This window comes from Janthinobacterium sp. PLB04 (assembly GCF_021165895.1).
In the GTDB taxonomy this organism is placed as follows: Bacteria; Pseudomonadota; Gammaproteobacteria; order Burkholderiales; family Burkholderiaceae_D; genus Janthinobacterium; species Janthinobacterium lividum.
On sequence record NZ_CP088968.1, the window covers coordinates 770,430 to 789,571 of the forward strand.

The window sequence follows — 19,142 nt, forward strand, 5'->3', positions numbered from 1 at the left end:
ATGGACAGCCACATCACCGAAATTGTCAACGTCACGCGCGAAGCGGCATGGCTGCCGTGGGCGGTGCAGTATTTTTTCCTCATCGGCCTCAGTTATGGCAGCTTCATGCTGACCTTGCCGTACTTCGTCTTCGGCCGCAAGGCGTATGAACGCCTGGGACGCATAGCGCTGCTGGCGTCGCTCGTCTGCGGCATGACGGCGCCCGTGGCGCTGCTGGCCGACCTGCACGGGCCGGGCCGCTTCTACCACTTCTATCTTTACTTCCAGCCGCAGTCGTGGATGTCGTGGGGCGCGTTCTTCATTCCCCTGTATCTGGGCTGTTTGATGCTGTACGCGTGGCTGGCGCTGCGCGTGGACTTCGCCGCGCGGGGACAGGGCCAGGACCGTTTGGCCTTTGCCTATCGCCTGCTGGGGCGCGGTGGCGCCGCATCGCGCAAGGCCATCATTACCGCTGCCGCCTTCACCTTGCTGGCCGCCTTTGTCGTGGGCCTGTACACGGGCATGGAAGTGATGGTGGTGCGTGCCAGGCCCCTGTGGTTCACGCCGTTCCTGCCGGCGCAATTTGCCGCCACGGCCTTTGTCGGAGCGGTGGGTCTGGCGCTGCTGTTCAACCGCTTCCTGCCGGGCCGCGACCAGGTGCTGGAAGTGGCGCTGAACCGCGCCCTGGCCCTGTCGCTGGCGCTGGTGCTGGCGCTGGGCGGCGGCTGGCTGTTCGTCAGCCTGTCCGGCGTGAGCGCCAGCCACAGCATGGCCTTTACCCAGGTGGCCGGCATGCCGCAATGGCAGTTCACTGCCGTCTGGGCCGTGCTGTCGTCCATCGTGCCGATGGCCCTGGCCATCTGGCGCCCGGCCAGCAGTGGCCTGCTCAATGGCTTGATCGCGCTGCATAGCGCCTGGATGATGCGCTGGACGATTTTCATCGGCGGCCAGACGATCCCGAAGACGGGCGCGGGCCTGTACGACTACCACCTGCCGATGGGGAACGATGGCTTGATGGGGATTATCGGCACGGCCGGTTTGTGGATCGCGCTGCTGTTGCTGATGCTGGAATTTTTGCCATGGGCCGGACGCGTCGTCGCTGCACGCACCCGTCCTGCCATGGCCACGCACTGAGGAGTCAACAATGAACGAACACATACACAACGACGTCCCTGAAGACGAGAACGAAAAACGCCGCAAGCTGCTGCGCTACGGCGCCATCGGCGGCGGGCTGGCCGCATTTGCCGCCAGCTTTTCCACCACGGCCGGCCGCATGGTCGACCATGCGCTGGGCAAGGATAAACCCGTGCAGAAACTGCATGGCAATTCCCTGCAACCCGAGTTTTCCGTCGACACGGCGACGGGGAAATTGACGGTCAATCCCGACCAGCAGGTGAGCTACACCATGTGCATGGGCTGCACCACGTTTTGCGGCGTGCGCGTGCGCCTCGACAAGAAAAGCGGCAAGGTGCTGCGCGTGGCGGGCAATCCCTACAGCCCCCTGTCGGCCGACCCGGCGCTGCCATATCAAACCTCGGTGCGCGACAGCTTTGTGTCGCTGTCGCGCTTCCAGGAAAAGGGCTTGAAAGGGCGCTCGACCGCTTGCGGCCGCGGCAATGGCGTGCTGGAACAGATGGAGTCGCCGTTCCGCGTGCTGGCGCCCATGAAGCGCGTGGGACCGCGCGGGGGCGGCCAGTGGGAACCGATCGCCTTCGACCAGCTGGTGAAGGAAGTGACGGAAGGCGGCGACCTGTTTGGCGAAGGCCACGTGCAGGGGCTGCGCGCCTTGCGCGAGCTGGAAAAACCGATCGATCCGGCGCAGCCGGAACTGGGCCCGCAAGTGAACCAGGTGGGCCTGATGTGCAGCACCGACGATGGCCGCCTGGCGTTCGGCACGCGGTTTTTCAAGCAGTCGTACGGCAGTTTGAACCTGGTCAACCACGGCTCGTATTGCGGCGGCGCCTACCGCAGCGGCTCGGGCGCCATGTTCGGCGACATGAAGAAAATGCCGCATGCGAAAGTGGACCTGGAAAACACGGAGTTCTGCATTTTCGTCGGCACGGCACCGGGCAATGCGGGCAACCCGTTCAAGCGCCAGGGCACCCTGATCGCGAAAGCCCGCTCGGGCAAGCGCGAATTCAGCTACGTCGTCGTCGACCCCGTGCTGACGAATGCGGACAGCCTGGCCGCGGGCGACCGCAGCCGCTGGGTACCGATCAAGCCGGGCACGGATGGCGCGCTGGCCATGGCCATGATCCGCTGGATCATCGAGCACGAACGCTATGACCGCAACTTCCTCGTGCAGCCGAACCTGAAGGTGGCGGAAGCGGCGGGCGAAGCCGCCTGGTGCAACGCCACGCATTTGATCATCAACGAGAAGGGCCATCCGCGCGACGGCCGCTACCTGCGTGCGTCGGACATCGGCGCGGTGGAACTGGCGGAAGATGAGCGCTACAAGGATGGCGACGCCTTCTGCGTGATCGACGCCGCCACCCAAGCCATCGTGCCGCACAATGCCGCCAAGGGCGAGGCGCGCCTGTTCTTCGACGGCCCGCTGGACGTGGCCGGTGCACCGCTGCACCTGAAGACGGCCATGACGATGCTCAACGAGGAAGCGCAGCGCCACAGCATGGATGACTATGCGGCCGCCTGCGGCATCGCGCGCGACATCATCGAAGGCCTGGCGCAGGAACTGACCAGCCATGGCAAGCGCGCCGCCGTCAATGCGCACGGCGGCATGATGTCGGGCGCCGGCTTTTATAACGCGTACGCGCTGGTCATGCTCAACACCCTGATCGGCAATTTGAACCGCAAGGGCGGCACCCTCGTCAACGGCGGCAGCTTCAAGGATGCGGGACCCGGTCCGCGCTATAACCTTGAGAGTTTCGACGGCGAGATCAAGGCGGCCGGCATGCCGATCGGACGCAATGTGCCATATGAAAAAACCTCGGAATTCAAGCTGAAGAAAGAAGCGGGCAAGGCGTATCCGGCCAAGGCGCCGTGGTATCCGAACGCGCCCGCGCTGGCGACAGAATGGCTCACCAGCGCCATGAACGGCTACCCGTACACCCTGAAGGCGCTGATCCTGTGGAGCTGTAATCCTGTCTACGGCATCACGGGCTTGCGCGCGCAGATCGGCAAAGAACTGGCCGATCCGAAGAAGATTCCCCTGATCGTCGCCATCGACCCCTTCATCAATGAAAGCTCGGCCTTTGCCGACTACCTGCTGCCCGACACCTTGCTGTATGAAAGCTGGGGCTGGGCCGGCGCTTGGGGCGGCATGCCTGTCAAAATGAGCACGGCGCGCTGGCCCGTGGTCGAACCGCGCGTGCAAAAGACGCCGGACGGCCAGACCATCTGCATGGAATCGTTCTTCATCGCGCTGGCAAAGACGATGGCCTTGCCCGGCTTCGGCCCGGACGCCTTGCAAGACATGGATGGCCAGCGCTTTCCCTTGCAGCGTGCGGAAGACTGGTATCTGCGCGGCGGCGCCAACATCGCCTGGCAAGGCAAAACATCCGTGCCGGAGGCCAGCGACGACGATATCGATTTGTCCGGCGTGGCGCGCATCCGCCCTGAACTGGAGCGCACCCTGAAGCCGGAAGAGTGGCGCAAGGTGGCCTTTATGCTGGCGCGGGGAGGGCGCTACCAGAGCTATGGCGAGATGTTCGGCCTGCGTTTGCCGCCGCCGGTGAATCCCAAGGCGCCGGCAGCGCCTGCACCCGTGATCGACGAGACGCCGTATCCGCAGGACTGGTCCACGCACCGCTATCTGAAACCGATGATGCTGTACAACGAGGGACTGGGCGTGAGCAAGAACAGCTTGAGCGGCAAGCGTTTCCCCGGTACGCCCGCGTGGAGAGTGGCGGCATTTGCCGACGGCACGCCCGTGCGCAAAGCCTATCCGGCCAGCGAGTGGCCGTTCGAGTTGATCAGTTTTAAATCGGCGCTGCAGAACTCCTACAGCATCGGCGCGCGGCGCTTGCGCGGCATCCATCCGGATAATCCCGTCGCCGTGCATCCCGACGACGCGGCCCGCTTGAAGCTGGAAAATGGCGATGAAATATACCTGGAAACGCCGGGCGGCAGGGCCAAGGCGACGGTGATGCTGCGCCATGGCGTGCAGCGGGGCGTGATCGCCATCGAACACGGTTTCGGCCACAAGGAGCATGGCGCGCGCGCGCACCGCATCGGCAAGCTGCGCCAGCCCGACGAGCCGGCCATCGGCGCGGGCATCAACCTGAACGACCTGGGGCTGACGGACCCGAGCCGCGGCGACAAGAACGTGTTTGTCGATCCTGTCTCGGGCACGTCGGTGCGGCAGGGACTGCCGGCGCGCATCGTGCGGGCCTAGATCTGGCCACCTGCCATCAGCAGCCGGGCTACCTCGGCTGCCGAATGCAGGCCCAGTTTTTCCATCGTGTTATGGCGGTGCACCTGCACCGTCTTGTCGCTGATGCCCAGCTCGCGGGCGATGACTTTCGAGGCTTTGCCTTCGGCCATCAGCAGTGCCACTTCGCGCTCGCGCGCGGTGAGCCTGGCCAGCGCCGATTGCGCCGTATTCGCGCTGGCGGCGCTGCGGCTTTCTTCCACGCTGCGGGCCACGGCGCGCGAGACGGCGTCCAGCAATACCTGGTCCTTGCACGGCTTTTCCAGAAAATCGCAGGCGCCCGCCTTCATCGTCTGCACGGCCATGGCCAGGTCGCCGTGGCCGCTGAGGAAAATCACGGGCAGCGATATGGCGTGCCCGGTCTTATTATTCAACTCCTGTTGCAGTTCCAGTCCGCTCATCAGGGGCATGCGCACGTCGAGCAGCAGACAGCCGGGCACATGGCCATCGTAGCGCTGCAGGAAATCGCGCGCCGATTCAAACGTCTGCACTTGCCAGCCGGCCGAATCGAACAGATAGGCCAGCGAGCGGCGCATGGCGGCGTCGTCGTCGACGACAAAGATGATCGCATCGCTTTCATTCATGGTGTTTCCTCTTGTATTTCCTTGTGTGCGTCCATGCCGGTATCTTCGGGCAGGCGGAACCAGACCGTCAAGCCCGGTGCATCGGCATTGGCATGTGCCGACAGGCTGCCGCCGAACGATTCGATGATGCTTTTGCTGAGCGACATGCCCAGTCCCAGGCCTTCGGCCTTGGTGGTAAAAAACGGTTCGAACAGGCGCGCCATCTTCGCCGTCGGCAGGCCGCAGCCGGCGTCGCGCACGGCCACCGTGCAGGCGCCGTTTTCGCGGTGCAGCAGCACGCCGATGGCGTGCTGCGGATTGCCGTTTTCTACCTGTGCATCGAGCGCATTCTTGAGCAGATTGAGCAGCACCTGCTGCACCTGCTGCGGGTCGGCCAGCACGCGCGGTGCGGCGCTGACCGTCTCGTGGCGCCAGGCTATCCTCGCTTGCGGATGGGCCGCGCGGAACAGCGATACCGCTTGCTCGACGGCGTCGGCCAGGGCGAAGGCCGTGCTGTGCGCGGGACGCTTTCGCGCCATCGCGCGGATGTGGCGGATGATGGCGCCCGCGCGTTCACTTTGCGTGGCGATTTCCTGCGCGCCGACGAGCAGGGGCGCCGCATCGAGCCGGCCCGCCGTGATGCGGCGCGCCATGCCGCGCGCGAAATTGCCGATGGCTGCCAGCGGCTGGTTCAATTCGTGCGCGATGGCGCTGGCCATCTCGCCCAGGATCGCCAGGCGCGCCGTGTGGTCGAGCGTGGCCTGGCGCTGGCGCGCCTGTTCTTCCAGCGCGCGCTGCTGGTGCTGGGCGGCGCGCAATTGCTCCGTGCGCCGGCTGACCAGGTATTCCACGCGTACCGTGTGCACGGCCCAGGCGACGAGCAAGGCCAGCACCAGCAGCATCCAGCCCCAGTAGCGGCGCAGCGCCGTCTCGAACGTCAGCTTGTCCAGGTAGGCGTAGGGGCCGATGCGCAAGTCGCGGAACAGTTCATCGACGATCTGGTAATCGCTGGGCACCGTCCAGCTGTAGCCTTCATCTGTGCGCGGCATGGCCAGCAGGGCCTGCGCCACCTTTTTCGCCAGCGCGGGCGGCGTCTGGCGCAGGGCCACGAAGGGCCAGTCCGGATACAGCCGCGATGAGCTGGCGCAGCGAAATCCGGGTATCGGGCGCGTGGTGATCACGCGCAGTTCGTCGGCGCGCACTTCGCCGCGCGCCACCATCTGTTCCAGCAAACAGGTGCGCACGATGCCCGCATCCATGCGCCCGGCGCGCACGGCGTCGACGATCTGCTGCGAGGGAAAACCGCTGTAGCGCAAGCTGGCAAAATCATGCGTGGGATCGATGCCCGCTTCGCGCAGTTCGCGCGCGGCGATTTGGTAACCGCCAAACGCATCGGGCGCCACGGCCATCACGTTCTTGCCCGCCAGGTCGGCCAGGTCATGCAGCGGCGAGGCGCTGCGCACGACGATGGCCGAACCGATGGCCTGGCGCGGAGAATCCGTCCACGGCGATTCCAGGGTAGCGATGCGGCTGGCGCCATCGCTGTGTTCAAGCGCCACGTAATGGCCGCTGCTGGTGATGGCAAAGGCGATGGCCTGCGACTGCACGGCGCGCGTGAGACCCGCCTGGTCGTAGTCGGCCAGGATGAAACGGATGCCGGGAATGCTGGCCTGCAGGTGGCGCGTCACATACGACCAGTCCTGCTGCACGGCGTCACCACCTTTGTAGGCGAGTACACCGATGCGTACCTCCGGCAGCTCGTCAGCCGCTTGAGCGCCGTGCAGACACAGCGCCGTCAGTGCGAAGAGTAAAAAACGCCGCACTAGAACATGCTGCGCTGCGCCGAACGCGCATCGCCGAACAGGTCCAGCAGCAGTTTCTTGATGGGCGCGGGCAGCGGCGCGTCCGCGATTTTCGTGCCGTCGTACCAGACGTGCGTGGACTCTCCGGCCAGCGCCAGGCGCCGCGCCAGGGTGATGCGGCAGGGAACGATGTGCAGCTTGTAGTGGGTAAACACATGCACGATGGGCAGCAGCCGTTCCTGCGTTTCGATCTCGCCGAATGGCGCCACGGCGCGCGCCAGCGCATCCTGGTCGATGTCGCGCGGACAGTCCTCGCCGGCCAGCACGTGGCCATCGAGTTCGGGCAAGGACAGCAAGCCGCCCCAGATGCCCGAGCCCGGGCGCTGCTCCAGCAGCACCTTGCCGTCGTCGATGATGACCAGCATGACGGCATGTTTTTCCGGGCTGGTTTTCTTCGGTTTGCGCACGGGCAGATCCTTGGTGCGGCCGGTGGCGTAGGCCACGCAGCGCGGCTGCAGCGGACAGCGGCCGCAATCGGGACTGCTGCGCGTGCACAGGGTGGCGCCAAAGTCCATCAGGCCCTGTGTGTAGGCTTCGATGCCTGAATCTATTCCCGCTGCGGGCAGCAGCGCTTCGGCGCGGCGCCACATGGCTTCCTCGACGCGTTTTTCGCCGGGATAGGCGTCGATGCCAAACGTGCGCGCAAAGACGCGCTTGACGTTGCCGTCCATGATGGCTGCGCGCGTGCCGCTGGAAAACGCGGAGATGGCGGCCGCCGTCGAGCGACCGATGCCGGGCAGGTCGGCCAGCAGGGCCGGATCGGTGGGGAAGACGCCGTCGTATTCGGCCACCACGCGCTGCGCGCACTTGTGCAGGTTGCGCGCCCGCGTGTAGTAACCGAGGCCGCTCCACTGCGCCATCACGTCTTCCACGGGGGCTGACGCCAGATCGCGCAGGGTAGGGAAGCGTTCGAGAAAGCGCGCGTAGTAGCCAAGTACGGCGGTGACCTGCGTTTGCTGCAGCATGATTTCGGACAGCCAGATCAGGTAGGCGTCGCGCGTGTTTTGCCATGGCAGCGCATGGCGGCCATGCTGCTTTTGCCAGGCGATGACGGTGGCGGAAAAAGTCGGGTCGATATAGTCTTCTAAAGGTGCCGCGCCCGTGGCGGGCGAGAGCGGATGCAGCAGACGTTTCATGCAGGGTTCCAGTGTTCTGTTGTTTGATGTTGCTGATGTTGCGCTCAGCTTGCGCTGGCGGCGCGCAAGGTAGCGAGCAATTGCGCCAGCTGCTCCTTGTCGCGTTCGAGCGCCGCCAGGCTGGCTTCAAAGCCGGCGATTTTCTGTTCCAGGCTGCCCGTGGCGTCGTGGATGCGCTGGATCGAGGCAAAGCGCAGTTTCAGCTGTTCCTTGTACTCGACGATCTGCGCTTCGAGCGGCGCCATGATGACTTTCAGCCAGGCGCTGGCGTCGTCGTTGGCGTTGGTGAAACTGCGGCGCACGCGCGAGGCGATGGTGTCGAAGAATTTTTCCATCAGCACGACCCGGCTGGTGGTGAGCAGGGTCGCCGTGCCGAACTGCTTGTGATACACGGCTTCGATATCGGCGATCTCCTGGCGGTAGCGGGCCAGCGAAAACGGCATCGGCAAGGCCAGCGCCAGGCCATGTTCGGAGGCGAATTTGCGGTACATCACGTTCATCATTTCCGTGATCTCGGCCGTCTTGCCTTCCGAGCGGTCGAGGTTCTGGCCGATGCGCTCGAAATACTGGCGCACGGCTTCGCGCAAGCCCGTGAAAAAGCGGCTGCGCTGCATGGCCGTGCGCACGCCATGGATATCGTCGCGCACGATGTCCATGCCCAGGCTCGTGTACAGCTCCGTCGACAGGCGGGTAAACACGGCGCGCGTCGCTTGCAGCTTGAACAGGCTGCTGTCGAATTCCTTCTTCTCGATATCGATGCGCCGCATCATGTGCGCGATCACGCTCTGGTTCTTGCCGCGCAGGCTGTGAAGCTCGTGCAACTGCTCGGCGATGCCGCGCGCGCGTGCCGCCGCCTGCACCTGCTGCGCCGCTTCGATGGCGTCCAGGTCGAACGCCAGCTGGCGCCGGATGATGTCCTTGCGCGCGGGGATCAGCTCTTCGAACAGGGCTGTCTCCAGCGCCTGCAAGCGGCTCTTTTCCAGCAGCGCCGCGTCCTGGTTGATCTTGCCCACCAGGGCCTTTTGCGCCGAGACGGGAAACACCTGGCCCGCATCCAGCATCAGCAGGTGCGCCACGCTGGCCTGCTGGCGTTCGATGGCTTGCGCCACCTCGGCATCGCCGCGCAACTCATCCCACATGCTGTCGATCTTGTTGAGCACCACCAGGCGCCCGGCGCCGGCGCCGATATGGTTGCGCCATACCTCGATGTCGCTGCGCGTGACGCCCGTGTCGGCCGCCAGGATGAACAGCACCGCGTGCGCATTCGGGATCAGGTTCAGGGTCAGTTCCGGTTCCGTGCCGATGGCGTTCAGGCCCGGCGTGTCGAGGATCACCAGGCCCTGCTTCAGCAGCGGATGGGGGAAGTTGATGATGGCGTGGCGCCACATGGAGATTTCCACCTGGCCGTCCTCGTCCAGCATGGCGGGGGCGTCCGCATCGTCGGCGTCGTACAGGCCGTAGCGTGCCGCCTCCTCGATGCTGACTTTTTTCGTCAGGCTGACCTGGCGGATGGCTTCCTGCATGTCGCCGCCCGCCTCGATGTTCAGAGGCAGGACGGTCCAGGCGGCGGGCAGGTCGCGGTAGTCGCTGGTCGACAGGTTCTGTGCGCGCGTCTCGATGGGCAGCAGCCGGATCGATGGCGGCCAGGCCGCGTCGTACAGCAGCTCGGTGGGGCACATGGTGGTGCGGCCCGCGCCCGAGGGCAGGATGCGCTGGCCGTAGCCGGCAAAGAAGATGGCGTTGATCAGCTCGGATTTTCCGCGCGAGAATTCCGCCACGAAGGCGACCGATAAACGGTCATCGGCCAGGCGGGAGCCACAGCGCGCCAGGCGCAGCGCGGAGGCGCCGTCGACCAGGCCCGCCGCGCTGGCGGCTTGCCGGTATGCCTGCAAGGCGGCCTGCACGTCCTGCCGCCATGCGCTGTATTGTTCCAGGTCTCTGACCATCTGGCTCCCTCTGTGAGTGTGGCTACTTTTGACAATTCACGCAGTAAAACGTGGAACGCTGTCCCTGGACGATCTGGCGGATCGGCGCGCCGCACACGCGGCATGGCTTGCCCGCGCGGTTGTACGTGAAATACGTCTGCTGGAAGTAGCCGGACTGGCCGTTCACGCCGATGAAATCGCGCAGGGTGCTGCCGCCCTGCACGATGGCTTCTGCCAGCACGTCGCGGATCGATTGCGCCAGTTTCTCATAGCGGGCCAGGCCGATGCGCCGGGCTGGCGTCTTCGGGTTGATCCCCGCGCGGAACAGGCTTTCGGAACAATAGATATTGCCCACGCCGACGACGATGTCGCCCGCCATCAGCACCTGCTTGATGTTGGTGCCCTTGTTGCGCGTTTTCTCGAACAGCAGCTGGCCCGTGAAGCCGCCTTCCAGCGGTTCCGTGCCCAGGCCGCGCAGCAGCGCGTGGCCGTCCAGCGGGCCGTCGGCCTCGTCGTGCCACAGCACGGCGCCAAAGCGGCGCGGGTCCGTCATGCGCAGCACCTGGCTGCCGCCTTCCGCGTCTTCCACGATGAGGTCGAAATGGTCGTGCTTTTGCGCCTCCGTCCCCGTCGGCAGCACGCGCAAATGGCCCGACATGCCCAGGTGGATGATCAGGGTGCCGTGGCGGAAGTGGATCAGCAGGTATTTGCCGCGCCGCCCCGTCAGGCCGATGGTTTGCCCCGACAGTTGTTCGCCCAGGGCAGGGGGGAAGGGCCAGCGCAGGCCGTCGCGGCGCAGCACGACGGAGCGCACGGCGCGGCCTTCGAGATGGGGCGCGACACCGCGCCGTGTGACTTCGACTTCTGGCAATTCTGGCATAGGGCTCGAATGGTGGAAAACCGGGTAAAAAAACAGGCGGGTTGCCGGCGGATGGCGGGCCCGGGCGCGCTACGCCGCCACGACGTATATATTTCGTTACATACGTGAAGTACGCGATAGCCGCGTTGGGCGTAGAATCAAACTTTGCCGTTCAGCCAGGATCAGCCTTTGAAAAACGCTTTCGCCATTGTAACCTTGTCCGCCCTGATGGCCACGCATGCCATGGCACAGACGCCTGTTGCCCCTGTCGATGGGGCGGCCAGTCCCGCTGCGGCCGCTGCGCCGCAAGCGCCCGGTACCGAGTCCGGCGACGACGCCAAGGGCGAGAAGCTGCCCAAGGTCGAGTTGAGCAGCGATTTGCTGTACAAGCTGACCAAGGCGGAAATGGAATTCAAGAGCGGCCAGTGGCAAGGGCCGTACGTGACGATGATGGTGGCGGCGCAGCAGACGCGCGACCCGCGCCTGGCGCGCCGCGCTTCCGAAATGGCGCTGGCCGCCAAGCAGGGCAGCGAGGCGCTGGCGGCCATCCGCCTGTGGCGCGACCTGGCGCCCGAATCCGATGAGGCGACCCAGTTCTTCCTCGGCTTCGTCGTATTGACGGACAAGATCGAAGAAGCGGAACCGATTTTTGCCGAGCGCCTGGCCAATGCGCCGCAGGGCGCGCGCGGCGTGGCCCTGTTCCAGATGCAGCAGATCCTGTCGCGGGCGAATGACAAGCTGTATGCCTACGCGATGGTGACGCGCCTGGTGCAGCCCTACCTGGACATGTTCGAAGCCCACCTGGTGCTGGCGCAGGGCGCGCTGTCGCTCGGCGAGCGCGAGCGCGCCATCGGCGAAGCGAACAAGGCGCTGGCCATCAAGCCGAACTCCGAGCTGGCCGCGCTGACCCTGGCGCAGGTGACGGGCGAGCCCGAGGCGGCAGGCAAGGTGCTGGCCACTTTCCTGCAAAAGAATCCCGATGCCGTCGAAGTGCGCGGCGCGTATGCGCGCCTGCTGGTCGAGCAAAAACAGCTGGAGCCGGCGCGCGACCAGTTCCTGCTGCTGCTGAAAAGCCAGCCCGATAACGTGGGGGGCCTGTATGCGCTGGGCATCGTGGCGCTGCAGCTGGAAGACACCAAGGGCGCGGAGCAGTACTTCAAGCGCTTCCTGGCCGTGCTGGATAAAAATCCTGGCGACGCGCGCGATCCGTTCAAGGCCCTGATGATACTGTCGCAGATCGCCGAGACGCGCGGCGACACGGCCGGCGCCATCGCCTGGCTGGACAAGGTCGACAACAGCGCTTCCGCCGGCTATGTCGAGGCGCGCTTGCGCCGCGCCCAGCTGATCGCCCGCGGCGGCAATCTCGATGCGGCGCGCAAGGCGCTGACGGAAATCGAAACGGACGATCCGGCAAGCCAGGCGCAGGTGCTGCTGGTCGATGCGCAATTCCTGCGCGATGCCGGCTATGTGCAAAGCGCCTACACGGTGCTGGAAAACGCCTTGCTGCGCTTCCCCGACAATCCGGAGCTGCTGTACGACTACGCCCTGCTGGCCGAGCGCCTGGATAAGCTCGAGCTGATGGAAGCGAGCCTGCGCCGCGTGATGGCGCTGGCGCCCGACAATCAGCATGCGTATAACGCCCTCGGCTACTCGCTGGCCGAACGGGGCATCCGCCTTGAGGAAGCCCATGCGCTGATCGAAAAAGCCTTGCAGATGGCGCCGGGCGACCCGTTCATCATGGACAGCATGGGCTGGGTGCAGTTCCGCATGGGCAACCTGGCCGCCGCGGAAAATGCGCTGCGCCGTGCCTATGCCGTGCGCAGCGATCCGGAAATCGCCGTCCACCTGGGCGAAGTGCTGTGGCAGAAGGGCGACAAGGCCGAAGCGCAAAAGCTGTGGCGCGAGGCGCAAGGCAAGGACCCGAAAAACGATGCGCTGAAAAGTACGCTGGCGCGCTTGAATGTCAGTTTGTGATTGTTAACCCAAGGACAAATGCTGCGGTCAGACCCTGCAGGGGGAATGCGTTCCAATGGAACGCATTCCGATCCCGCAGGGACTGACCCCGGGTTTTGCACTTGGGGTGAACTCAAAAAATTCCCCATGCCAAAAAACTTCATCCCTCTGACCGTTCTGTGCCTGTCCCTCTCGGCCTGCTCGACCCTGACTTCCCCCTTTTCGTCCGGCGCCGCGCCGTCCGGTAATGCCGTCGCGCCTTACCGCGAACAGGTGGAACTGACGGGCCGCCTGAACGTCGTGTACCAGAAGGATGACAAGCCTGAATCGGCCACCGTCAATTTCAACTGGCAACAGACGGCGCAGCGCACGGACGTGACCCTGTATTCGCCTGTTGGCAGTACGCTGGCGACGATTGCCGTCACGCCGCAGCAAGCCGTATTGACGCAGAGCGGCAAGGCGCCTCGCAGCGCGCCCGATGTCGATACCCTGAGCGCGCAGATGCTGGGCTGGTCCTTGCCCGTGTCGGGCTTGCGCGACTGGCTGCAAGGCTATGCCGTGGGCGCCGATGGCAAGCGTTTCGTCGCTTCGCCGGCGAACGACAGCGTCACCACGAAAGATGGCTGGCGCTTGCGCTATGTGTCGTGGCAAGAAGTAGGGCAAAATGCGGCCGACAATACACCGGGCGCCTTGCCCCAACCGCGGCGTATCGATGCCGAACGCAATGCCAGCGCGCAGGCCGATGCCGTCTCGCTGCGCATCGTGCTCGATCCCGCCCCATCCGCTCAAGCACAATGACGTTGACTACCCTGAATAACTGCCCGGCTCCCGCCAAGCTGAACCTCTTTTTGCACGTCAACGGCCGCCGCGCCGATGGCTACCATCTGCTGCAGACGGTGTTCCAGTTGCTCGACCATGGCGACACCTTGCACTTCGCGCTGCGCGACGATACGCTGATCCGCCGCGTGACGGCACTGGCCGGCGTGCCGGAAGAACAGGATTTGATCATCCGCGCCGCCAAGCTGCTGCAGGCGGAAGTGCTGCGCCGCACGGGCGCCTTGCCGCGCGGCGTCGATATCGCCATCGACAAGGTGTTGCCCATGGGCGGCGGACTCGGCGGCGGTTCATCCGATGCAGCCACGGCCCTGATGGCATTGAACCGCCTGTGGCAAGCGGGCTTGAGCCGCGAGGAATTGATGGCGCTGGGCTTGCCGCTGGGCGCCGATATCCCGTTTTTCATCTTTGGCGAAAACGCCTTTGCCGAAGGCGTGGGCGAGGCCTTGCAGCCCGTCGCCACGCCCGAATGCTGGTACGTGGTGATCGAGCCGGGCGTGCAAGTGCCGACCGCCGCAATTTTTTGCGCGGAAGGCTTGACGAGAAATACCGAACCCGTCACAATAGCGGACTTTTCCAGGCACCTCGCAGAAGGCAACGATGCGGGCGGGTTTGGCAAGAATGATTTACAGCAAGTGGCATGCAGTCTTTTCAAGCCGGTAGCAGATGCGGTAGAATGGATGGGTGCTTACGGTGAGGCCAGGATGACTGGCTCCGGTGCTTGTGTATTCAGTGCGTTTGGCAGTCAGGAAGAAGCGGATGCGGTGCTCAGCAATGTGCCACCGGTCTGGATCGCCTGGAAGGCAAAAGCGCTGAGCCGCCACCCGATGCTCACCATGTTGTAGAGAGCAAAAAAAGATTTTGCTTAGCGTCAAATAGTCGGTATAATACTGGCCAACATGACGGCAAGCAGTCAGTAACGTAGGGGAATCGCCAAGCTGGTTAAGGCACTGGATTTTGATTCCAGCATGCGAAGGTTCGAATCCTTCTTCCCCTGCCACCATTTCACCGTAGTCTGTCGATGCGAAGTTGGCGTCCAGTGCGGGAAAAAGCAGATATGTCGCCACGCGGCATATTCTAAACAATGACTGACCGGGCCTATGCCCGGTTAGTGCTTTTCAAGACTTCTATATCACCTCTTGGGACTCCCATGGCTTACGAAAACCTGATGGTTTTTACCGGCAACGCGAATCCAGCGTTGGCAGAGGGGGTCGCAAAAAACCTCGGCATCCCTCTCGGTAAAGCAAACGTTTCGAAATTCTCCGACGGCGAAGTAATGGTCGAGATTAACGAAAACGTGCGCGGCAAGGATGTTTTTGTTTTGCAATCCACCTGTGCTCCAACCAACGACAGCCTGATGGAAATCATGCTGATGGTTGATGCCTTGAAACGTGCTTCCGCTGGCCGCATCACCGCCGCAATTCCTTACTTCGGCTACGCCCGCCAAGACCGTCGTCCACGCTCCGCGCGTGTGGCGATTTCGGCCAAGGTGGTGGCGAACATGCTGGAAGAAGCCGGTGTCGAGCGCGTCCTGATCATGGACTTGCACGCTGACCAGATTCAAGGTTTCTTCGATATTCCAGTCGACAATATTTACGCTTCGCCAATTTTGCTGGGCGACCTGCAAAAGAAAAACTACCAAGACCTGCTGGTGGTGTCGCCGGACGTCGGCGGTGTGGTACGTGCGCGCGCACTGGCAAAACGCCTGGGCTGCGACCTGGCCATTATCGACAAGCGTCGTCCAAAAGCGAACGTGTCCGAAGTGATGAACATCATCGGTGAAGTCGAAGGCCGCAACTGCGTGATCATGGATGACATGGTCGACACGGCAGGCACCCTGACCAAGGCTGCCGAAGTGCTCAAAGAGCGCGGCGCGAAAAAAGTCGTGGCGTATTGCACGCACGCGGTGCTGTCGGGCCCGGCGATTGACCGTATTTCGGCATCGCCACTCGATGAGCTGGTCGTGACCGATACGATCCCCCTGTCCGAAGCGGCCCTGGCCTGCGGCAAGATCCGTCAATTGACGTGCGCGCCGCTGCTGGCCGAGACGTTCAAGCGCATCATCAAGGGTGATTCGGTTATTTCCCTCTTTATCGATTAATTCGACAAGAGCAGCAACAGACGTAATGCCTGCGGCGCGACTGGCTTTTTGCCTGTTGCGCCGCAGTGTTTTGATTTTCGGGGTGTTTTGCACCCCATTTTCGAGGATTCCTGGTCGCGGGAGTCTTCATAACACAAGGCGCAAGCCTTGTTCTTCTTGGAGTTTCACATGAAAGTTATCGCATTTAAACGCGAATTGCAAGGTTCCGGAGCGAGCCGCCGCCTGCGCATTTCCGGCCAAACCCCTGGTATCGTCTACGGTGGCGCTGAAGCCCCGGTGCTGATCTCGCTGGATCACAACGCCCTGTACCACGCGTTGAAAAAAGAAGTGTTCCACTCGTCGATCCTGGACCTGGAAATCGACGGCGTTTCCCAGCAAGTTCTGTTGCGCGACTTCCAAGTCCACGCATACAAACAACTGGTTCTGCACGCTGACTTCCAGCGCGTTGACTCGAAGCAAGCTATCCACGTGAAAGTGGCGCTGCACTTCGTCAACGCTGACGTTTCCCCAGCAGTCAAACTGCACGGCGCGACCATCAGCCACGTAGCCAACGAAATCGAAGTTTCGTGCCTGCCAGGCCAACTGCCAGAATTCATCAACGTTGACCTGTCGAACATCGACGTCGGTCACTCGCTGCACGTTGGCGACCTGGTCCTGCCAGCTGGCGTGACCGCTGTCACCCACGGCGCCAACCTGACCATCGCTACCGCTTCGGTACCGGCTGGCCACGTTGCTGCTGAAGCCGCTGCTGCTGAAGTTGTTGCTGACAAGAAGTAATTTTGCCGCCGCAGCAATGCGGTAGTCGCAAGGAAAAACCCGTCCGGTTCGCTCCGGACGGGTTTTTTTCTGCCTGTTTTCACCGATAATACGTTTTTACACTGCAGACACAGCCATGCCCATACGCCTGATCGTCGGCCTCGGCAACCCGGGACCCGAATACGAACAAACCCGCCACAATGCCGGCTTCTGGCTGGTGGACAACCTCGCCAACAGCTTGCCCGGCACGCGCTTGCAGCGCGATTCGCGCTACAACGCCATGCTGGCCAAGACTGCCATCGGCGGCAATGAAGTCTGGCTGCTCGAACCGCTGACCTTCATGAACCGCTCGGGCCAGTCCGTGGGCGCGCTGGCGCGCTTCTTCAAGATTGCCGCAGATGAAGTGCTCGTCGTGCACGACGAACTCGATCTGATGCCTGGCATCGCGCGCCTGAAGAAGGGCGGCTCGGCCGGCGGCCATAATGGCTTGAAGGACATCACTGCCGCGCTGGGCACACAGGATTACTGGCGCTTGCGCCTGGGCATCGGCCATCCGCGCACCCTGAGCCTGCAGCAGCAGGTGGCCGATTTCGTGCTGCACCGCCCGCGCCGCGAAGACCAGGAGCTGATCGAGCAGGCGATCGAGAAATCCCTGCAGGTGATGCCGCAGATCGTCGAGGGCAAGTTCGAGGCGGCAACCATGAAGTTGCACACCGCGTAATTATTTCCCCGCCTTGCCGAAGCCGGCCAAGATGGTTTTCGCCATCTGCTGCTGGCTGGCCTGGGCGCTGCTGCCTTCACCCGCGTTGGCGGCGATCAGCAAGCCATCGCCGCTGCCGGGCGCCAGCGCGATCAGCGCGTGCCAGTAGCCGTTCGAACCCAGGTGCGTGAGCACGCGCTGCGGCGCCTGGGGCGGGAAATGCATCACGCCCCAGCCCAATGCCGCATTTGTGTCGCCCTGCGCCGTGTGCAGCAACACATACGTTTCCTGTTTCAGCAGTTTCCCCTTGCCTTGCTCGCCATGCAGTTGATCGAGCGCAAACTTGGCCCAGTCTTGCATGCTCAGGTGAATTTCCCCATCGGGCGCCATCATCAGCGGATTGCTGGCCATCAGGCCGGCAATCGGCTTGTTTTCCTTGTGGCCCAGGTTTTGTCCCTGCACGGTGGGGCCGAAGGCGGCCCGCATGCCCAGCGGGCCGAACACCTCCGCCTGCATCAGGTCCTCATATGTCTTTCCCGTGACCCGCTCGGCGATGGCGGCGGCGATCATGGCGCCGCTGTTCGAGTAGTGCGATTCGCCGCGCGGCGCGGCCACCGGCGCATCGGCCAGCGCCCGCTGCGCGTATTCCAGGCGCAGCAGGGGCAATGGCCGCGTGTCCGTATAGGTGGAATTGATCCATGCCTCATCGGGATTGGGCGGCAGGCCGGCGCGGTGCGACAGCAGATCCATCAGGTTGACATCGCGGTACTCGGCGCGCATGTCGCCGGCCAGCGCGGGCAGCATGCCTGACAGCGGCGCATCCCACGACAGCACGCCCCGTTCCACCAGCCGCGCGATCAGGGTCACCGTCATGGCCTTGCCGTTGGAGCCGATATTCCACACGTCATCGGCGCGCACGGCGTCCTGGCCGTCATTGGCCCGCACGCCCGCTTGCGTTTGCGCCTCGATCTTGCCGTCGCGGATGACGAGAATGGCCATGGCCGGCACGCTCTTGTCGGCCAGCGCCTGCTGCAGCATGGCATGCAAGTCATGGGCGCGGGCGGCGCCGCTGAGCAAAAAGGCGGTGCTGCAAACGAGTGAGGCAAACAGGGTTTTCATGGTGTTTCCAGTCGATAGGGGTGAGCTAACATGTTAAAATGGTCGCAAAACATGATTTAATTATTGTTTTACGATAATTTATTCTAACGAGACTTGACGCTTTCGTATACTTTTAAATATGAAAAAAAATCCAGAGGGACCGGCGGCGCTGAGCCGGCGCGTGCGCTACGGCGTCTCCGCGTTCTTTGTGCTGTACCTGCTGCTGACGGTGCTGGGCTGGCTGGCGCCCGCGCCGGCCGCGCACGGCAGCCTGGGCGATGCGGGCATGTATGAATTGTTGCTGCAATTGCAGAGCCAGCCATTCGAGCGCCTGGCGGCCATGCCCTTGTGGCAGCGGGGTCTGGGCCTGGCGCTGGCCTTGCCAGCCTTGCTGGTGCTGGGCGACGCCGTACGCCAGCTGGCCGTGGTCTTGCGCCAGTTCGAGCAGGGGGTGTTTTTTACGCCGCAGGTGGCGCAGCGCTTTCGCCGTTTTGCCGGCGGCTTGCTGCTGGGAACGGTGTTGACGTTGCTGGAGCCGACCGTGCGCGGCATGCTGTTTGGCTTGCTGGACGAGGGGACGAGCCAGTTGCGCCTGGTCATCGACATCACGGGCGGCGACTTGTGGACCTTGCTGTTGTGCACGGTTTTCCTTGCGCTGGCGCAAATCCTGCATGAAGGCCAGCGCCTGGCCGATGAAAACAGCGGGTTTATCTGATGGGCATCGTCGTGCGCCTCGACCTGGTACTGGCCAGGAAAAAAGTGAAATCGAAGGAACTGGCGGCCTTCATCGGCATCACGGAACAGAATTTGTCCCTCTTAAAGTCGGGCAAGGTGCGCGGCGTGCGTTTCGATACCCTGTCGAAAATCTGCGAGATGCTCGAATGCCAGCCCGGCGACATCCTGGAATTCGATGCGTCGCAGCCGGACGACGGGGATGGCGACAGTTAGCGGCACAGAGGGCGGTTTTTTTGAAGAGTAGGGTGCAT

Annotated in this window: 16 protein-coding genes and 1 tRNA gene; 11 read left to right on the top strand and 6 right to left on the bottom strand. The window is 63.5% G+C overall.

Translation table 11 applies throughout. The features are described 5' to 3' along the window. Positions 1-1,113: an NrfD/PsrC family molybdoenzyme membrane anchor subunit gene (gene nrfD, locus LSO07_RS03300; protein WP_151092269.1), complete on the top strand. Its 1,113-nt coding sequence runs from the start codon at positions 1-3 to the stop codon at positions 1,111-1,113. 10 nt (positions 1,114-1,123) lie between these two features. Next, positions 1,124-4,333 (top strand): molybdopterin dinucleotide binding domain-containing protein, encoded by a 3,210-nt coding sequence (locus LSO07_RS03305; RefSeq protein WP_151092271.1) that lies wholly within the window; start codon positions 1,124-1,126, stop codon positions 4,331-4,333. On the opposite strand, the gene LSO07_RS03310 is transcribed toward LSO07_RS03305, so the two are convergent. The 5 genes from LSO07_RS03310 to mutM are packed head-to-tail and all read right to left on the bottom strand — an operon-like array spanning position 4,330 to position 10,735. Beyond that, a complete protein-coding gene (locus LSO07_RS03310; RefSeq protein ID WP_034778325.1) occupies positions 4,330-4,953 on the bottom strand; it encodes a response regulator transcription factor in 624 nt (207 codons plus the stop codon). The genes LSO07_RS03305 and LSO07_RS03310 overlap by 4 nt on opposite strands. Continuing rightward, positions 4,950-6,755: a sensor histidine kinase gene (locus LSO07_RS03315; RefSeq protein ID WP_191909570.1), complete on the bottom strand. Its 1,806-nt coding sequence runs from the start codon at positions 6,753-6,755 to the stop codon at positions 4,950-4,952. Before LSO07_RS03315 ends, LSO07_RS03310 begins: the two co-directional genes overlap by 4 nt. Further along, positions 6,755-7,930, bottom strand: coding sequence for an A/G-specific adenine glycosylase (mutY, locus tag LSO07_RS03320; RefSeq protein WP_151092275.1), 1,176 nt, complete (start codon positions 7,928-7,930; stop codon positions 6,755-6,757). The genes LSO07_RS03315 and mutY overlap by 1 nt, the downstream gene beginning before the upstream one ends. Positions 7,931-7,974: 44 nt before the next feature. After that, a complete protein-coding gene (locus LSO07_RS03325; protein WP_151092277.1) occupies positions 7,975-9,876 on the bottom strand; it encodes a dynamin family protein in 1,902 nt (633 codons plus the stop codon). Between the two features lie 22 nt (positions 9,877-9,898). Beyond that, a complete protein-coding gene (gene mutM / locus LSO07_RS03330; protein ID WP_034778336.1) occupies positions 9,899-10,735 on the bottom strand; it encodes a bifunctional DNA-formamidopyrimidine glycosylase/DNA-(apurinic or apyrimidinic site) lyase in 837 nt (278 codons plus the stop codon). Between the two features lie 168 nt (positions 10,736-10,903). Here mutM and LSO07_RS03335 point away from each other — a divergent pair, with 168 nt between their 5' ends. From LSO07_RS03335 to pth, 7 genes are all read left to right on the top strand, one after another. Beyond that, positions 10,904-12,688, top strand: a complete 1,785-nt coding sequence (locus LSO07_RS03335) for a tetratricopeptide repeat protein (RefSeq protein WP_034778524.1) — start codon at positions 10,904-10,906, stop codon at positions 12,686-12,688. 126 nt (positions 12,689-12,814) lie between these two features. Continuing rightward, the gene (locus LSO07_RS03340) at positions 12,815-13,465 is read left to right on the top strand and encodes an outer membrane lipoprotein LolB (RefSeq protein WP_034778337.1); all 651 of its coding nucleotides are present in this window, start codon (positions 12,815-12,817) and stop codon (positions 13,463-13,465) included. Beyond that, positions 13,462-14,346: a 4-(cytidine 5'-diphospho)-2-C-methyl-D-erythritol kinase gene (gene ispE / locus LSO07_RS03345; protein WP_151092279.1), complete on the top strand. Its 885-nt coding sequence runs from the start codon at positions 13,462-13,464 to the stop codon at positions 14,344-14,346. Before LSO07_RS03340 ends, ispE begins: the two co-directional genes overlap by 4 nt. 78 nt (positions 14,347-14,424) lie before the next feature. Continuing rightward, positions 14,425-14,501, top strand: a tRNA-Gln gene (locus LSO07_RS03350). A gap of 150 nt (positions 14,502-14,651) precedes the next feature. Then, positions 14,652-15,602: a ribose-phosphate pyrophosphokinase gene (locus LSO07_RS03355; protein WP_034753270.1), complete on the top strand. Its 951-nt coding sequence runs from the start codon at positions 14,652-14,654 to the stop codon at positions 15,600-15,602. Between the two features lie 168 nt (positions 15,603-15,770). Further along, positions 15,771-16,379: a 50S ribosomal protein L25/general stress protein Ctc gene (locus LSO07_RS03360; RefSeq protein WP_034778340.1), complete on the top strand. Its 609-nt coding sequence runs from the start codon at positions 15,771-15,773 to the stop codon at positions 16,377-16,379. A gap of 115 nt (positions 16,380-16,494) precedes the next feature. Beyond that, positions 16,495-17,079, top strand: coding sequence for an aminoacyl-tRNA hydrolase (gene pth, locus LSO07_RS03365; RefSeq protein ID WP_151092281.1), 585 nt, complete (start codon positions 16,495-16,497; stop codon positions 17,077-17,079). Here the strand turns inward: pth and LSO07_RS03370 are convergent, their stop codons facing one another. Further along, positions 17,080-18,177, bottom strand: a complete 1,098-nt coding sequence (locus LSO07_RS03370; RefSeq protein ID WP_151092283.1) for a serine hydrolase domain-containing protein — start codon at positions 18,175-18,177, stop codon at positions 17,080-17,082. A 118-nt stretch (positions 18,178-18,295) separates the two neighbouring features. Here LSO07_RS03370 and LSO07_RS03375 point away from each other — a divergent pair, with 118 nt between their 5' ends. Then, positions 18,296-18,871, top strand: coding sequence for a DUF2975 domain-containing protein (locus LSO07_RS03375; protein WP_070278949.1), 576 nt, complete (start codon positions 18,296-18,298; stop codon positions 18,869-18,871). After that, entirely contained in the window at positions 18,871-19,104 is a 234-nt protein-coding gene (locus LSO07_RS03380; RefSeq protein WP_034778346.1) for a helix-turn-helix domain-containing protein, read from the top strand. The genes LSO07_RS03375 and LSO07_RS03380 overlap by 1 nt, the downstream gene beginning before the upstream one ends. Positions 19,105-19,142: the final 38 nt, after the last annotated feature.